At 68.5% G+C, this 18655-nt stretch carries 2 protein-coding genes; one reads left to right on the forward strand and one right to left on the reverse strand.

The window, feature by feature from the left end:
• The first annotated feature begins 34 nt into the window (after window positions 1–34).
• A complete protein-coding gene (locus tag FJV41_RS12620; protein WP_141642705.1) occupies window positions 35–3799 on the forward strand; it encodes a type I polyketide synthase in 3765 nt (1254 codons plus the stop codon).
• On the opposite strand, the gene FJV41_RS12625 is transcribed toward FJV41_RS12620, so the two are convergent.
• Window positions 3796–18501, reverse strand: a complete 14706-nt coding sequence (locus FJV41_RS12625; RefSeq protein ID WP_141642706.1) for a non-ribosomal peptide synthase/polyketide synthase — start codon at window positions 18499–18501, stop codon at window positions 3796–3798. The genes FJV41_RS12620 and FJV41_RS12625 overlap by 4 nt on opposite strands.
• Window positions 18502–18655: the final 154 nt, after the last annotated feature.

The raw sequence follows: 18655 nt of genomic DNA on the forward strand, positions 1-18655 counted from the left end.
CAACTCGCGCATCCAGCCATGCTCTAGTCCGGGGATGGGTGAGAACGTGTCTCATGAGCCGCCCGGCCCGACGGCCATCGCCATCGTCGGGCTGTCGCTGCGCTTTCCGGGCGCTTCGGACGCACGGCGATTCTGGTCCAACCTCATCTCGGGCGTTGAATCCGTCACGGTGCTGGATGCCGAGCAGCGCGCGAAGGCCGGCCTGCCCTCGGACGAAGGCTGGGTCGCGGCGGCGGGTGTCATCGCGGATGCCGACCTCTTCGACGCGCGCTTCTTCGGCTACTCCCCTCGCGAGGCCGAGCAACTCGACCCCCAGCAACGCCTCTTCATGGAGTGCTGTTGGGGGGCGCTCGAGTCCGCGGGATATGCCGCGCGGGCCCGGCCGCTGCACGTTGGCATCTATGGCGGCGCTTCGCTCAGCACCTATCTCCTGACGAACGTCTTGCCGAGCATGGAGCGGCGCTCCAGCGACTGGACGGAGAGCATCCTCGGGACGCACAGCGACTTCCTGGCGACGCGCGTGGCCTACAAGCTGAACCTCACCGGGCCCGCGATGACGGTGCAGACGGCGTGCTCCACATCGCTGACCGCGGTGCACCTCGCCTGTCAGGCGCTGCTCGCGGGGGAGTGCAACCTCGCGCTCGCGGGAGGCGCGGCCGTGCGCTCCCCGCAGCTCGTTGCGTACCCCACGCAGGAGGGGGGCATCTCCTCACCTGATGGACACTGCCGCGCCTTCGACTCCCAGGCGGCGGGCACCGTGCCGGGCAACGGTGTCGGCGTGGTGCTCCTCAAGCGACTGGAGGACGCGCTCGCGGATGGAGACCCGATTCGCGCGGTCATCCTCGGCTCCGCCGCCAACAACGATGGCAGCAGCAAGGCGGGCTTCACCGCGCCGTCCGTCTCCGGGCAGGTCGCCGCCATCAGCGATGCGCTGGCCCTGGCCGGAGTCGAACCCCGCTCCATCTCCTTCATCGAAGCCCACGGCACGGGCACGCCGCTGGGAGACCCTGTCGAGGTCACCGCGCTCAAGCAGGTCTTCCAAGGCGTGGCCCCCGGCACCATCGGCCTGGGCTCGGTGAAGAGCAACCTGGGCCATCTCGACGCGGCGGCCGGAGTGTCCGGACTCATCAAGGCGGTGCTGGCGCTGGAGCACCGACAGCTTCCGCCCACCGTCCACTTCCGTCAGCCCAATCCCCTGTTGGAGCTCGCGGGCAGTCCCTTCTACGTCGTGGCCGAGCCACGTCCCTGGAACAGCCCGGGCCCTCGACGCGCGGGGGTGAGTTCGTTCGGCATGGGCGGCACCAACGTACACGTCGTGCTCGAAGAGGCCCCCACTCCGGCGAGCGACCCGCCTCGTGCGGAAGAACAACTGGTGTTGCTGTCCGCCAGGTCCGAGGCCGCGCTGGAGCGGATGACCACGGAGCTGTCCGAGCACCTGGGCCACACCCAGGCCGCGCTCGCGGACGTGGCCCACACCCTTCAAGTCGGACGCAATCGCTTCGGCTGGCGACGCTTCGTCACCGCGAGCACGCTCTCGGAGACCTCCGCGCGCTTGAGTCACCGGGACGACCCACTTCGACCTCGCACCGCCTTCGATGAAGCAGAGCGAAGAAGCGCCGTCTTCCTGTTCCCGGGCGGAGGCACGCAGCGGGTGAACATGGGCGCGGAGCTGCTCGGTGAGCCCGCGTTTCGCGAAGCCGTGGACCGATGTGCCGCGTTGCTGCGTGCCCCGCTCGGTGGTGACCTGCGCGAGGTGATGTTCGCGCCCCCGGAGCGCTACGACACGGCGGCTCGTGAGCTGGCGCGTCCGGTGTGGACCCAGGCGGCGCTGTTCACCTGTGACTGGGCGCTGGCGCAGCTCTGGATGTCCCGGGGTGTCCAGCCCGAGGCGCTGTTCGGCCATTCCCTGGGCGAGTATGTCGCGGCCTGTCTGGCCGGAGTCTTCACGCTCGAAGAGGCGCTGGAGTTGGTCACCGCGCGCGGCAGAATCATGGAGCGGCTCCCTCCTGGCGGGATGACGGCGGTCCTCGCGCCGCTGGCCCAGGTGGAGCCCCTGCTGAATCCCCTGCTGTCCGTGGCGGCCATCAACACACCCTCCGACTGCGTCCTCTCGGGCCCGCTGGAGGCGCTCGATGCCCTGGAGACCGCGCTCGCCACGCGAGGCGTCGAGACGCGGAGACTGCATATGAGTCGCGCGGCGCATTCGGTGATGCTCGAACCACATCTGGCGGACTTCGCGCGCGTGGTCTCCCGCTTCTCCCCCCGTGCCCCGAAGTTGCCCGTGGTGTCGAGTCTCACCGGGCGGTGGCTTGGCGAGCGCGAAGCAGCGGATCCCCTGTATTGGTGTCGCCATCTGCGCGAGACCGTCCGCTTCTCCGACGGACTTCACCTGCTGCTCTCCGCGGGAGACCGCGCCTTCATCGAAGTCGGCCCGGGCACGGCGCTGTCTTCGCTCGCGCGACGACATCCGACCCGCACCTCGCAGCCCATCCTCTCCACGTTGGCGTCCGCCTCCACCAAGCAGCCCTCGCATCCACTCGCGTCACTCGGAGAGGCCTGGCTCGCGGGCATCACCATCGACTGGGAGCGCTTTCGCGCCGGAGAGCGGCGCCGACGCGTCCCACTTCCGGGCTACAGCTTCGACCGGGAGCGGCACTGGATTGAGCCCGCCACGGCTCCCTCGGCGCCCTCGACCACTCGTGCCGTGGAAGCACGCGAAGAAGTGCGGCCCGCCATGGGTCGCGACGAGGGCCCGCGCGCCTCGGCTCCTCGCGATGCCACGGAGCAGGTGTTGCTCGAGTGCTTCCGGCTCACGTTCCACCTGGAGAACATCGGCATCCATGACGACTTCTTCGCGCTGGGTGGCGACTCCCTCCTCGCCTTGAGATTGAGTGCCCGCATCGAGGACCGTCTTGGAGCACGGCTCCCCCTGAAGGCCGTGCTGGAGTCCCCCACCATCGCGCGACTCGCCGCGCGCATTGGAGAAGGTGCTCGCGACGCCGCGCCCACGGCCCCCAGTTGCCTCGTGCGACTCCAGGAGGGAACTCACGGGGTGCCCGTCTTCTTCGTGCATGCAGCCGGTGGACAGGTGCTCTTCTACCGTGAGCTGGCGAGACACCTCGCTCCCGAGCGGCCCATGTACGGCTTCGAGTCGGTGGGACTCAACTCGGGCACCTCGTGCCACACCACCGTGGAGCAGATGGCGGAGCACTACCTCACTGCGCTTCGCACCGTACGGCCCCGAGGTCCCTATCTGCTCGTGGGTGCATCCCTGGGTGGCACCATCGCCTACGAGATGGCGCGCCGACTGTCGGCTGAAGGCGACAGCGTGCCCCTGTGCGCGCTCCTGGACACACCGCCACCTGGGCACGTCTCCGCGGAGCTCGCGGACCAGGTCTCGCTGCTGACCTTCCGCGCGGGGAAGACGTTCACACCTTCCGCCGAGTGGCCGAAGGACTTGCCCGTCGAAGAGCAGTTCCGCCTGCTCCAGGAGGAAGCGGCGCGGGACGGTATCGAGCCCCCCTTCTCGGAGTTCGAAGCGGCCCGCAGACAACTGGACGTGCTGCGCGCGAACACGCGGGCATTGAGTCTCTACGTGCCGCCGCGATGGAGCGAGGGCGAGTTCCAATACTTCCGCGCCCAACAGCCACCTCCCGGCTTCCCACCTCACCCGGAGCTCGGCTGGTTGGACCTGGGCGCGGCGGCGCGCGTGGAGGTCGTCCCTGGCGACCACCACACGATGCTGCAAGCACCCCATGTCGAGGTGCTCGGAGCGAAGTTGGCGCGCTTGCTGCGTTAATCCGAGCCCGGCCGGCGCCGCCGCTGCTGTGCCAATCGATGGAGTCCCTCACGCCTGTCTCCGGAAGTCGCGGGCTGGCGAGGCGCCTCCGGCTCCGGGGCGGGCCCCAACTGAGCGGCGAGCGTGCGCACGGTGGGGAACTGGAGCAGCGACACCAACGGCACCTTGCGCCCCAGTCGCTCCTCCAGCTTCATCTGCAACATCTGGAGCAGGAGCGAGTTGCCACCCAGGTCGAAGAAGTTGTCGTCCGCGCCCACGCGGTCCAGCTTCAGCACCTCCGCCACCAGTTGGGCGATCACCTGCTCCAGGCCTTCTTGAGGCTCGACGTAGCCACCGCTCAGCTCTGGCCGGTGCGCCTCGAGTGAGGGCAGCGCCTTCCAGTCCACCTTCCCATTCGGCGTGAGCGGCAACTCGCGCAGCACCACGAACACCGACGGAATCCACGGCTCCGGCAACGAGCGCTTCAACCACGCGCGCAGCACATCGGCCGTCAACGTGGCCTCCTCCGTCGGCACCACATACGCCACCAACCGCATGTCTCCCGGCGTGTCTTCCCGGCCCATGACCACGGCGGACCGGACCTCCGGATGCGCCGCGAGCGCGGCACTCGCCTCCGCGGGCTCGACGCGCACACCGCGCACCTTCACCTGGGCATCGGCGCGGCGCAGGTACTCGAACCTTCCATCTTCGAGCAGCCGCACCACGTCACCCGTTCGATACAGCCGTCCCCCTTCACCATACGGGTCCGGGACGAAGCGCTCGGCCGTCAGGTCCGGACGCCCCAGGTACCCTCGCGCCAGTCCCACGCCACCAAGGTACAGCTCGCCCCAGACTCCCGTGGGAGCCAGATTGCCCGCGTCATCCATCACCCGCACCACCACGTTGCGCAACGGCCTGCCAATCGTGGGACGTGTTCCCGGGAAGCACTCGCCCCAGGTCGCGGCCACCGTTCCTTCCGTCGGGCCATAGCCATTGATGAAACGTCGCCCCGGGCTCCACCGCGCCACCAACTCCTCGGTGCAGGACTCGCCGGCGGAGAGCAGGACTCGAAGCCTGGGAAGCTCGACCACCGGCATCATCGCCAGGACCGACGGCGGGAGGGTCGCCACGGAGATTCGCTCGCGCGCGAGCAACTCCGTCAATGGCCTTCCAGGCGCCATCTGCGCGCGCCGAGCCAGGACCAGCGTCGCCCCGTTCAGCAGTGCGGGGAAGACCTCCGCCACGGAGGCATCGAAGCTCACCGTCGCGAACATCAACGTCCTGTCGCCCGGGCCAAGACCGCCGAGCACCGAGGGGAAGGACTCAGCCAGGTTCGCCGCGCCCCGGTGCGCAAGCAGCGTCCCCTTGGGGCGCCCCGTGCTCCCCGACGTGTAGATGACATACGCGAGGTTTCGCGCCGTGACTTCGGGCGCCAGCGACTCCGCGCCCACCAGGTCATCGAGCTCACCGATTTCATCCAGCAACACGGTGGCCCCTGAGTAGGCGAGTTGCGACGCCTCTTCCGAGCGCGACACCAGCAGCGCGACCTTCGCGTCATCCAGCATGTACGCGAGGCGCTCCGGTGGATGCTCCGGGTCCATCGGCAGGTAGGCGCCTCCTGCCTTGAGGATGGCGAGCATCGCCACGACCCAGTCGAGGCTCGGCCCCAGGCACAGGCCCACCACCACGTCGGGCCTCACGCCCCACTTGCGCAACACCGTGGCCAACTTGTGGGCTCTCCGGTCGAGCTGGGCGTAGGTCAGCGTCTGCCCCTCCATCTCGACCGCCACGGCCTCGGGCGTTCGTGCGACCTGGGCCTCGAACAACCGGTGCAGGCACTCACCCTCGAAGGGCGCTTCGCTGCCGCCCCGTGCCAGCAGCGACTGCCGTGAGGACACACTCAGAAGCGGAAGGTCTCGCAGTCGCCGGCCCGGCTCGGTCACCGCGCCTTCCAGCAGGCGCTCCAGGTGCTCTCCGAAGCGCTCCATGGTCGCGACGTCGTACAGGTCGCTGCTGAACTCGAGTCCTCCCTCGATACCGTTGGCGGTCTCTCTCAATCCCAGCGCGAGGTCGACCTTGGCGGCGCGAAGACCCAGGTCCAACGGGCGTTGCGTGAGACCGGACAACGACAGGTCTCCCGACGGCGTGTTCAAGAGCTGGAACACCACCTGGACCAACGGCGCGCGACTCATGTCGCGCTTCAGGCTCAGGGCCTCCACCAGCTTCTCGAACGGCACTTCCTGGTGCCCGAAGGCCCCCAGCACTGACTCCTTCACACGCCCCAACATCTCCCGGAACGTCAGCTCACCCGACGATTCCGTCCTCACCACCAGCGTGTTCACGAAGAAGCCAATCAGCCCCTCCACCGCCTTCGTCGTCCGCCCAGACACCGGTGAGCCCACCACCACGTCCCACTGTCCGCTGTAGCGCGCCAGCAGCACCTGGAAGCCCGCCAGCAGCGTCATGTACAGCGTCACGCCCTCCCGCAGGCTCAGTTGCTTCAACTTCTCGCTCAGCTCCGAGGACAGCTTCACCGCCACGCTCGCGCCCTGGTACCCCTGCACCGCCGGCCTCGGCCGGTCCGTGGGCACCTCCAGCGCTTCGGGGACTCCCGCCAGCTTCGTCCTCCACCACGACAACTGCTCCTCCAGCACCTCCCCCGTCAGCCACTCCCGCTGCCACACCGCGTAGTCCACGTACTGCACGGGCAACTCCGGCAGCGTCGCGGCCTCGCCCTTCACGTAGGCGCCGTAGAGTGTCTCCAGCTCCTTCGTGAGCACCCACGTCGACCAGCCATCGGACACGATGTGGTGCAGCACCAGCACCAGGACGTGCTCCTGCTCGCTCAGCTTCAGCAGCGTCACTCGCAGCAGAGGGCCCGCGCTCAAGTCGAACGGACGCCGTCCTTCTTCGGCACCCAGTCGGAGGGCCTCTTGCTCTCGGGTTTCGACGGGGAGGCCACTCAGGTCCACCACGGACAACGGCAGGGATGCGGCGGCGTGGATGCGCTGCACGGCCCCCTGCGCATGCTGATGGAAGGTCGTCCTCAGGGTCTCGTGACGACGGACCAGCTCATTGAAGGCACGCTCCAGAGCCTTCACGTCGAGCACGCCCTCCAGCTTCATCGCGAGCGCGATGTTGTAGAGCGAGCCACCCGGCTCCAGCCGGTCGAGGAACCACAAGCGCTGCTGCGCGAAGGACTGAGGCAGTGCCTCCGTCCGTTCCGCGCGGACCAACTCTGGACGACCTGTCCTGAGCCCGTCCTTCAAGAGTTCATCCAATCGAGAAGCCAGCGCGGACACCGTGGGTGCCTCGAAGAGCACCCGCACTGGCACGTCGCGGCCCAGCAGCTCGCGCAACCGCGAGGCCACCTGCATCACCAGCAGCGAGTGCCCTCCTCGCTCGAAGAAGTTGTCCTCCGCGCCAACGCGCTTCACGCCGAGCAACGGAGCCCAGATCTCCGCCACCCGCTCCTCCATCGCCGTCCTGGGCGCGATGAAGGACTCCGACATCTGCTCGGAATCCTGCCGCTCCGTGCGATGGGCGTGGATGCGAGCGGACGGAGTCCTCTCCGGCACTTCAATGTGCCCAGGCATCCCGAGCGCATCCAGCCGCGCTTCGGGCATCGCCACGGCGGACTCCAGCAACCGCTCGTAGTGGATGGCCAGGCGCTCCACGGTCTCCGTGTCGAACAGGTCCGTGTTGAACACCCAGTACCCCGCCATTCCCTCCGCGTCCTCTCGCACGGACAACGCGAGGTCGAACTTCGCCACCTGCGTCCCCAGGTCCAGCGGACGCAGCACAAGCCCTGGCAACGACAGGTCCCCCGACGGCGCACTCTGGAGCGCGAAGGACACCTGCACCAACGGCGAGCGGCTCAAGTCGCGAGACAACTGCAACGCGTCCACCAGCTTCTCGAACGGCACCTCCTGATGCGCAAAGGCGCCCAGCACCGACTCCCGGACCTGGGCCAGCAGCTCCCGGAACGTCAGCGCACGTGACGCCTCCGTCCTCACCACCAGCGTGTTCACGAAGAAGCCAATCAGGCCCTCCACTTCCTTCGTCGTCCGCCCAGACACCGGCGAACCCACCACCACGTCCCACTGTCCGCTGTAGCGCGCCAGCAGCACCTGGAACACCGCCAGCAGTGACATGTACAGCGTCACACCTTCCCGCCGGCTCAACTGCTTCAGCTTCTCGCTCAGCTCGAAGGACAGCCTCACCGCCACGCTCGCGCCACGGTGCCCCTGCACCGCGGGCCTCGGTCGGTCGGTCGGCAGCTCCAGCGCTTCGGGGGCACCCTCCAACCTCGCCCTCCACCACGACAACTGCTCCTCCAGCACGTCCCCCTTCAGCCACTCTCGCTGCCACACCGCGTAGTCCGCGTACTGCACGGGCAACTCCGGCAACACCGCGTCCCCGCCCTTCACATGGGCGGTGTAGAGCGCCTCCAACTCCTTCGTGAGCACGCCCATCGACCAACCGTCGGACACGATGTGGTGCAGCACCAGTACCAGCACATGCTCCTGCTCGCTCAGCTTCAGCAGCGTCACTCGCAGCAAGGGGCCCGTGCCCAGGTCAAACGGACGCCGTTCCTCCTGCATCCCGAGCCTCAAGGCTTCATGCGCCCGGGCCTCCACGGGCAGCCCGCACAGGTCCACCACGGGCAGCGGTACCGCCATGGAAGGACTGATGTGCTGGACCGCACCGAGCGCAACCTGTCGGACCGTCGTCCTCAGGGACTCGTGGCGGTGAACCAGCGCATGGAACGCCTTCTCCAGCGCGCCAATGTCGAGCACGCCCTCCATCGTCACGGCCAGGGCGATGTTGTAGAGCGGGCTGTTCGGCTCCAGCCGGTCGAGGAACCACAAGCGCTGCTGCGCGAAGGACAGGGGCGGTGCATCCACCCGCGATGCGGGGCGCAGCGGCGGACTCCGAACCCCGAGCCCACCCCGCGCCAACACGGACAGACTCGCGGCCAACGAGGACACCGTGGGTGCCTCGAAGAGCATGCGCACCGGAACCTCGTGCCCCAGCGCCGCTCGCAGCCGAGACGCGGCTTGCATCACCAGCAGCGAGTGCCCTCCCCGTTCGAAGAAGTTGTCCTCCGCGCCCAACCGCTTCACGCCCAGCAGCGGGGCCCAGGTCTCCGCCACCAACTCCTCCATCGCGGTCCTGGGCGCGATGAAGTCCTCCAACCCCTGCTCCGGAATCACGCGCTCGCCTTGGCGTGACTGGATGCGGGAACCGACAGCCTTCTCCTGCACCTCGCGATGCCCAGGCATCGGCAGCGCACGCAGGGTCGCCTCCGGCACCTCGACGACCGCCTCCAGCAACCGCTGGTAGTGCGTCGCCATGCGCTCCACGGTCGCCGTGTCGTACAGGTCCGTGTTCAGCTCCCAGGTGCCTGACAGTCCCTCCGCGTCCTCTCCCATGGACAACGCGAGGTCGAACTTGGCGGTCCTCGTTCCCAGGTCCATCAACTGCTGCGTGAGCCCCGGCAACGACAGGTCTCCGGACGGCGCACTCTGGAGCGCGAAGGACACCTGCACCAACGGCGAGCGGCTCAAGTCGCGAGACAACTGCAACGCGTCCACCAGCTTCTCGAACGGCACCTCCTGGTGCGTGAGCGCTCCCAGGACCGCGTCCCGGACACGCCTCAACATCTCGCGGAATGTCAGCTCGCTCGACGCCTCCGTCCTCACCACCAGCGTGTTCACGAAGAAGCCAATCAGCCCCTCCACCTCCTTCGTCGTCCGCCCAGACACCGGCGAACCCACCACCACGTCCCACTGTCCGCTGTAGCGCGCCAGCAGCACCTGAAAGCCCGCCAGCAGCGTCATGTACAGCGTCACGCCCTCCTGCCGACTCAAGCGCTTCAGATTCTCGCTCAGCTCCGAGGACAGCTTCACCGCCACGCTCGCGCCCCGATAACCCTGCACCGCGGGCCTCGGCCGGTCCGTCGGCACCTCCAGCACCTCAGGGGCTCCCGCAAGCCTCGCCCTCCACCACGACAACTGCTCCTCCAGCACCTCCCCCTTCAGCCACTCTCGCTGCCACACCGCGTAGTCCGCGTACTGCACCGGTAGCTCCGGCAACGTTGCTTCGCGGCCCTTCACCTGCGCGCTGTAGAGCGTCTCCAGCTCCTTCGTGAGCACGCCCATCGACCAGCCGTCCGCGACGATGTGGTGCAGCACCAGCACCAGCACGTGCTCCTGCTCGCTCAGCTTCAACAGCGTCACTCGCAGCAGCGGGCCCGTGCCCAGGTCGAACGGGCGCCGTCCTTCCTCGCCCCCCAGTCGGAGCGCCTGTTGCTCTCGGGTCTCGCTAGGGAGGCCACTCAGGTCCACCACTCGCAGCGGTACTGGCGCGAAGGGATGGATGTGCTGCACCGCCCCTTGGTCGCCTTGCTCGAAGGTCGTCCGCAGGGACTCGTGGCGACGGACCAACGTGTGGAAGGAGCGCTCCAGGGCCGCGACGTCCAGCGCCCCCGTCAGTCGTATCGCGAGGGGAATGTTGTAGAGCGGGCTGTTCGGCTCAAGCCGGTCCAGGAACCACAGGCGCTGCTGTGCGAACGACTGGGGCGGAGCCTCCTTGCGAGTCGTGGGCACCAGCGCTGGCCGTCCTTGCCCGGTACCACCGCTCTCCAGGCTCCTGGCCAGCGTGGCGACAGTGGGCGCCTCGAAGAGCGTCCGCACCGACACCTCTCGGCCCAACACCTCGCGCAGCCGCGAGGCCACCTGCATCACCAGCAGCGAGTGCCCTCCCCGCTCGAAGAAGTTGTCTTCGGCCCCCACGTGCCTCACTCCCAGCAGTGGAGCCCAGACTCCCGCCACCAGCTCCTCGATGGCCGTCCGCGGAGCGATGAATCCCTCCGGCACGACCTCCGGAGCCAGCCGGTCCAACCGCCGAGCCTGGAGACGAACAACCGGCACCTTCACCGGCACTTCTTGATGCCCCGACATCGGAAGCGCGATCAGCCTCGCCTCCCGGTTCTCCACCGCCGCCTCCAACACCTGCTGGAAGTGCGCTGCCATGCGCTCCACGGTCGCCGCGTCGAACAGGTCCGTGTTGAGTTCCCAGAAGCCCGTCAGGTCCTCCGCGTCCTCACGCACCGACAGCGCGAGGTCGAACTTCGCCATGCCCGGCTCGTACGTCACCTCAGACGAGGACAGCTCCGGCAGCGCCGGCAACTCAGCGGGCCCGTTCAAGCCGAAGGCAATCTGGACCAGGGGCGCGCGACTCAAGTCACGGCTCGACTGCAGCGCCTCCACCAGCTTCTCGAACGGCACCTCCTGGTGCCCGAAGGCTCCCAGCACCGACTCCTTCACACGCCCCAACATCTCCCGGAACGTCAGCTCACCCGACGCCTCCGTCCTCACCACCAGCGTGTTCACGAAGAAGCCAATCAGCCCCTCCACCTCCTTCGTCGTCCGCCCAGACACCGGCGAACCCACCACCACGTCCCACTGTCCGCTGTAGCGCGCCAGCAACACCTGGAAGCCCGCCAGCAACATCATGTACAGCGTCACGCCCTCCTGCCGACTCAAGCGCTTCAGCTTCTCGCTCAGCTCCGAGGACAGCTTCACCGCCACGCTCGCACCCCGATACCCCTGCACCGCGGGCCTCGGTCGGTCCGTCGGTACCTCCAGCACCTCAGGGGCTCCCGCCAGCCTCGCCCTCCACCACGACAACTGCTCCTCCAGCACGTCCCCCTTCAGCCACTCCCGCTGCCACACCGCGTAGTCCGCGTACTGCACCGGTAGCTCCGGCAACGTTGCTTCGCGGCCCTTCACCTGCGCGCTGTAGAGCGCCTCCAGCTCCTTCGCGAGCACGCCCATCGACCAGCCGTCCGCGACAATGTGGTGCAGCACCAGCACCAACACATGCTCCTGCTCGCTCAGCTTCAGCAGCGTCACTCGCAGCAGCGGGCCCATGCCCAGGTCGAACGACTGCCTCGATAGCGTCTCCACCTGGCCGCGCGTGGCGTCCTCTGTCACCTCCACCACGGACAGCGGCACCGCCACATCCGAAGCGATGCGCTGCACCGGCTCGCCTTCCACTTCCTCGAACGTCGTGCGCAGCGCCTCGTGTCTCCGCACCAACACCGCGAGCGCCTGCTCCAGCGCCTTGAGGTTCAGGGCGCCTCGCAGTCGGACGACGAACGGCAGGTTGTACGAATACCCTCCGGCGTCGAGCTTCCCGAGGAACCACAGACGCTGCTGTGCGAACGACAGCGGCATCGCGGAGTGTCTCGACACTCGCACCGGCACAGGGGTGCTCACGCGCTGCGCACTTGCCTTCACGACTTCGAGTCGCTCGGCCAGGGCCTCCACGGTGGGCGCCTCGAACACCAGTCGCACCGGCACATCACGACCGAGCGCCGCCCGGAGCCGCGACACCACTCGCGTCGCCAGCAACGAATGACCACCGAGCGCGAAGAAGTCGTCCTTCACGCCCACCCTCGCCACTCCGAGCAGCGGCATCCAGATGCGCGCCACCAGCGACTCCATCACCGTCCGAGGCCCCTGCATCGCCTCCACGCCCGACCCCTCCTGCTCCGGTGACGGCAGGGCCTTTCGGTCCACCTTCCCGTTCGCCGTCAGCGGGAGCGCCGCCAGCTTCACGAAGGCCGAGGGCACCATGAACTCGGGGAGCTTCTGCTTCAACCAGTCGCGCACCCGAGGTGCCTCGGGCGCCTGCGCGTGCTCGACGTAGTACGCGACCAGTCGCTTGCCTCCCGCGCCGTCCCGCACCACCACCAACCCGTCCTTCACCGCTGGATGCGCGAGGAGCGACGCCTCCACCTCCGCCAGCTCGATGCGGTAGCCCCGCACCTTCACCTGGCTGTCACGCCGCCCCAGGAACTCCAGCACCCCGTCCGGGCGAAAGCGCGCCAGGTCTCCGGTGCGATAGAGCCGCTCTCCCGGCACCGCACTGAAGGGATTCGGAATGAAGCGGTCCGCCGTCACATCGGGCTGGCGCAGATACCCTCGCGCGAGGCCATCACCCCCGATGAACAGCTCGCCCGCCACGCCCACCGGAACGGGCTCCATCCCCGCATCCAGCACGTAGACCTGCGTGTTGCCGATGGGCCGACCAATGGGCACCGACGCGCCCACGTCCTCCACTCGCGTCATCCGATGGACCGAAGTGAAGAGCGTGCTCTCCGTCGGCCCGTAGCAGGCCGTCACCGGAATCTTCAACTCCTCCAGCACGCGCTTCACGTGCGGCGCGGACACCACGTCTCCACCCGTCAGGAGCTGGCGCACGCCCTTCAACCCGTCCATCCCCAGCTCCACCATCTGGCTGAACAGTCCCGCCGTCAGGTGCAACAACGTGACGGAGTGCCGATGGAGCACGTCCGTCAGCAGGTCCAGCTCGCTGGGCGAGCGCGGTGGGAAGACCACCAGCCTTCCACCCAGGCACAGCGGTCCCCACACCTCCAACGTCGACGCATCGAAGGAGATGGGCGCGATGAGCAGGAACGTCTCCTCCGGCCCCAGTCGCGCGTACGGCGCTCCGTACAACAACCGCAGCACGCCCCGGTGCTCGACGGCCACGCCCTTGGGGCGCCCCGTGCTCCCCGACGTGAAGTCCACGTACGCCAGGTTCCGCCCTGAGACGGGCATGCGTGGCGCCGCCGTCGGCAGGTCCGCCAGCCGCTCTTCCTCCAACAACATCAACTCCGGGCGTCCCTCCTGGGGCAGTTGCTCCAGCAAGGCGCGCGTGGTGATGAGCAGCCGAGGCGTCGTGTCCTCCAACATCTGCTCCAGCCGCCGCGCCGGATAGCTGGAGTCCAGGGGCACGTACGCACCACCGGCCTTCAGGATGGCCAGCAGCGACACGATGAGCTCCACCGAGCGCTCCAGGCACACCGCCACCAGCACATCCACGCCGACGCCACGCGCCTTCAGCGCCCACGCCAGTTGATTGGCCCGCGCCTCCAGCTCCCGGTAGCTCAGCCGCTGCGCACCGAACTCCAGCGCCACCGCGTCCGGACGCAGCAACACCTGCTCCTCGAAGAGGTGCTGGACGCACCCTTCTCGCGGGAACTCCACCGCCGTCTGGTTCCACGCCTCCAGCACGCGCTGGCGCTCGGCCGCGGGCAGGAGCGGAAGCGCCGACAGTCGCGCCTCGGGTCGGCCGGAGAGGTTGCGCAACAGCTCCAGGAAACACTCCGCGATGCGCTGGACGGTGGGCGGCTCGAAGAGGTCCGCGTTGTAGATGAGCTGGCCTTCGACAGCCGCTCCCGGTGCATCGACGAGCAACAGCTCCAGGTCGAACTTGGCGATGGTGCTCGCGAAGTCCCAGGGGCTCGCGGTGACACCCGACAGGGTGAGCAGCGGCGCGGCCTCCTGCAACGTGAAGAGCACCTGGAACAACGGCGAGCGGCTCAAGTCGCGCTCCGGGCGGAGGTGCTCCACCAGCCTCTCGAAGGGCACGTCCTGGTGCGCGAGTGCCCCGAGCACCGTCTCCTTCGTCTGACGCAGGAACGCCTGGAAGGAGGACGCCGCATCCGGCTGTGCGCGCAGGGCCAGCGTGTTGACGAAGAAGCCCATCAGCCCCTCCGTCTCCCTCGCCGTCCGCCCCGACACCGGTGAGCCCACCACCACGTCCCACTGTCCGCTGTAGCGCGCCAGCAACACCTGGAAGCCCGCCAGCAGCGTCATGTACAGCGTGGCGCCCTCTCTTCGGCTCAACTGTCGCAGCGCCTCGCTCAGCTCCGAGGACAACCGCACCGGCACGCTCGCGCCTCGGTACCCCTGCACCGCGGGCCTCGGCCGGTCCGTGGGCAGCTCCAACACCGGAGGTGCTCCTGTCAGCGCCTCGCGCCACCAGGAGAGCTGCGCTGCCTCCACGTCTCCCTTCAACCATTCGTGCTGCCACACCGTGTAGTCCGCGTACTGCATGGGCAGCTCGGGCAACTTCGCCGCCTCGCCTTTCACGGCCGCGCCATACAGCGCATCCAGTTCGCGGGTGAGCACGTCCAGCGACCATCCATCCGCCACCAGGTGGTGCAGCACCACCACAAGCACCTGCTCCTCGCCGCCCGTTCGCAGCAACGTCGCGCGGAGCAAGGGAGCCCGCGCCACATCGAACGGCGCCTGGACCTCCCTCACCACGCGACGCCGCACGGCCTCTTCCACGTCGTCGGCGCCCTCCACCGACTCCACCAACAGGGGCACGCCGACATCCACGGCGACGCGCTGGACGGGCTCACCTCCCACTTCCACGAAACTCGTGCGCAGCGCTTCGTGTCGGCGGACCACCTCCGCGAGTGCCCGCTCCAGGGCCTCCACCTTCAACGCACCGTGGAGTCGGACGACGAAGGGCAGGTTGTACGAATGCCCTCCCGCGTCGAGCTGCGCGAGGAACCACAGGCGTCGCTGCGCGAATGACAGGGGCGGTTCCACGAGTCGCTCGGCTCGCGTCAGCACCGGCAACCGCGCGTGTCCTCCCTGCGCCCCCAGTCGCTCGGCAAGGGCCTCCACCGTGGGCGCCTCGAACAGCAGTCGCACGGGCACGTCGTGGCCCAGGGCATCCCGGAGTCGCGACACCACACGCGTCGCCAGCAGCGAGTGCCCACCGAGCGCGAAGAAGTCATCCCTCACGCCCACGAGCGGGACACCCAGTACCTCTTGCCAGACTTCCGCCAGCCTCCGCTCCAGCGCATCACGCGGCGCCTCGTAGCGGGCTCCCCCCTCCGCTCGTCGCGAGTCCACCTCCGGCAGGGCGCGGCGATTCACCTTTCCGCTGGGAGTCAACGGCAGCGCGTCCAGCCGCACCAGCACGACCGGCACCATGTACTCGGGCAACCGCTTCGCCAGTCGACGCTTCAAGTCCTCCCCGTCCCAGGACTCGGGCAACTGATTCGCCAGCCGGCGCGTCAGTGCCTCCGCGTCCGAGGACTCGGGCCGCACGACGTAGCCCACCAGTTGCTTCTCTCCCCCGCCCGTTCGCCGCACCACCACCGCCGCGTCCGTCACGCCGGGAAGTTCCTTCAGCGCCACCTCCACCTCGCCCAACTCCACGCGGAAGCCGCGCACCTTCACCTGCTCATCCGCGCGACCCTGAAGCTCCAGGTTCCCATCCGCCAGCCACCGCCCCCGGTCTCCCGTGCGGTAGATGCGGTGTCCGTCCCGGCCCTTATCCAGGATGTTCGGAACGAAGCGCTCCGCCGTCAGCTCCGGCCGTCCCCAATAGCCGTGCGCGAGGCTGCGCTCTCCCACGCACACCTCTCCCGTCACGCCGATGGGGCATGGGGCGCCCCACGCATCCAGCACCAACACCGTCGCGGGGACGATGGGCATGCCCACCGGAGGCAACACCGGCCACGTCGAGGGCGGACCCTTCGCTCTCCACGCCGTCACCACATGCGTCTCCGTGGGGCCGTACTGGTTCTCCAGCACGCACCCCGGCAGGCGCTCGAAGAACGACACCACCGCGGGCGTCACCTGCAACGGCTCGCCCGCCGTCACCACTTCGCGCAGCGGCGGCAACTCCGTCTCATGTCGGGCCCGCTCACTGAGCGCCTGGAGCGCCACGAAGGGCACAAAGAGCCGCTCCACGCGGTGCTCCCGCAGGTACGCCATCAACGTCGCGGGGTCCTGACGCGTCGCCGCCGAGACAAGGACGAGCGTGCCGCCCTCGCCCAGCGTGCAGAACAGCTCCTGGAAGGACACGTCGAAGCTCAGCGAGGCGAACTGGAGCGTCCTCGCCCCAGGCGCCGACGAGCTCGCCAACTGCCAGTTCACCAGCGTGCCGAACGCACGATGGGACATCGTCACGCCCTTGGGCCTTCCCGTGCTCCCCGATGTGAAGAGGACGTAGCAGGGAAGCTCGGGCGACAACACCCGCCCGGGTGCCACGGTGGATTGCTCCGCGATGCGCGCTGCCTCCTCCTCCAGTCGCACCCTCCGCGCCGTGCCCTCCTCGGGCAACGCATGCTCCAGCGAGGCATGCACCAGCACCACCGGCGCGGCCACGTCATCGAGCATCCGCGCCAGTCGCGACGGCGGATAGCCCGGGTCCAACGGAAGGCACGCCGCTCCTGTCTTCAGCGTCGCCAGCACCGCCACCGGCAGGTCGAGGCTGCTTCGCTCCAGGCACAGCCCCACCACGCTTCCAGGGCGAACCCCCAACGCCATCAAGTGGTGCGCGAGCTGATTGGCCCGCTGCTCCAGTTGCACGTACGTCAGGGAGCCGCCGCCATTCGTCACCGCCACTGCCGAGGGCGTGCGCGCCGCCTGCGCCTCTACCCGCCGATGCATCAACCACGATGGGTGCTGGTGCTCCTCCTGCCACGACCACTTCTCCAACACCTTCCGCCGCTCCTCCTCATCCAGGAGGTCCACCTGCCCGACCTTGCGCTCCGGGTCCTCCAGCACGCCCTTCAACAGGGCCACGTGGTGGCCGGCGAGCCTGCGCACCGTCGCCTCATCGAACAGCGCCGTGCTGTACTCCCACAGCGCGACCCAACCCTCCGGCGTCTCGCGCACGAAGAGCGTAAGGTCGAACTTCGCCACGCCCGGCTCGAAGTCCACGTCGCGCGACTCCAGCCCCGCCAGTCGCACCAACGGCGGCGCGCTCTGGAGCACGAGCAGCACCTGGAACAACGGCGAGCGGCTCAAGTCCCGCACCGGCCGCAGCGCATCCACCAGTCGCTCGAAGGGCACGTCCTGGTGCTGGTACGCCCCCAGGCACGCCTGACGCACCCGTCCCAAGAGCGACTTGAAGGACTCGTTTCCATCCACGTCCACGCGCAGCGCCAGCGTGTTGGCGAAGAAACCGATGAGCCCCTCCACCTCGCGCCGGTTGCGCCCCGCGATGGGCGTGCCCACCACCACGTCCGGCTGTCCGCTGTGCCGCGACAGCAACGCCTGGAGGCTCGCCAGCCACAACATGAACGGCGTCACCGCCTCCTGCTTGCACCGCTCGTGCAGCGCCTTCATCAGCTCGGCGGGCAACGGCATCCCCAGCACCGCGCCCCTTGCCGACTGTACCGGCGGCCTCGGTCGATCCGTCGGCAGTTCCAGCGCGGGCGAGGCTCCGTCGAGGTGCTTCTTCCACCACGTGAGCTGCTCCTCCAGCACCTCCCCCTTCAGCCACTCGCGCTGCCACACCGCATGGTCCGCGTACTGCACCGTCAGCGCGGGCAGTGTCGCCACGCGGCCATCTAGGAAGGCGCCGTACAGCTCGCGCAAATCCCGCTCCAGCAACGACAGCGACCAGCCGTCACACGAGATGTGGTGCAGCGTCAGGAGCAACACGTGCTCCTCTTCCTCCAGGCGCAACAGCCGCGCGCGCAGCATCGGCCCCGCGCCCAAATCGAACGGACGCCGTGCCTCCTCCTCCGCGAGTCGCCGGGCCTCGTGCTCCCGCTCCGGCCCCTCCAGTCGCTCCACGGTCAGCGACACCGGCGCGTCGGGCGCGATGCACTGCACCGGCTCGCCTTCGACTTCCGTGAAGGTCGTCCGCAGCGCTTCGTGCCGGCGCACCACCTCCGTCAGCGCGCGCTCCAGCGTTGATACATCGAGACATCCCTTGAGCCGCGCGAAGAAGGGCGCGTTGTAGGCGAAGCCCGACGGGTCCAACCGCGAGAGGAACCACATGCGACGCTGCGCGAAGGAGAGCGGCGGAGGCCCCTCCCGATGAACGGGCACCACGGGGGGCGGCCTGCGAACACGAGGGCTCGCGGGCTTCGGCTCATTCGCGGACATGTCGACACCTCAAACTCAAGAAGACGAATCTCGGAAGACACGAAGGCCCGCGTCGGTGAGACCGACACCTGGTGCTTCGTGAAGGCGTGAAGCTTGAGTCCCCGAACAGTCACTCGGAGACGATGGCGGGAGAAGGCCCGCCTCCTGGACGACT

The organism is Myxococcus llanfairpwllgwyngyllgogerychwyrndrobwllllantysiliogogogochensis (assembly GCF_006636215.1).
Taxonomy (GTDB): domain Bacteria; phylum Myxococcota; class Myxococcia; order Myxococcales; family Myxococcaceae; genus Myxococcus; species Myxococcus llanfairpwllgwyngyllgogerychwyrndrobwllllantysiliogogogochensis.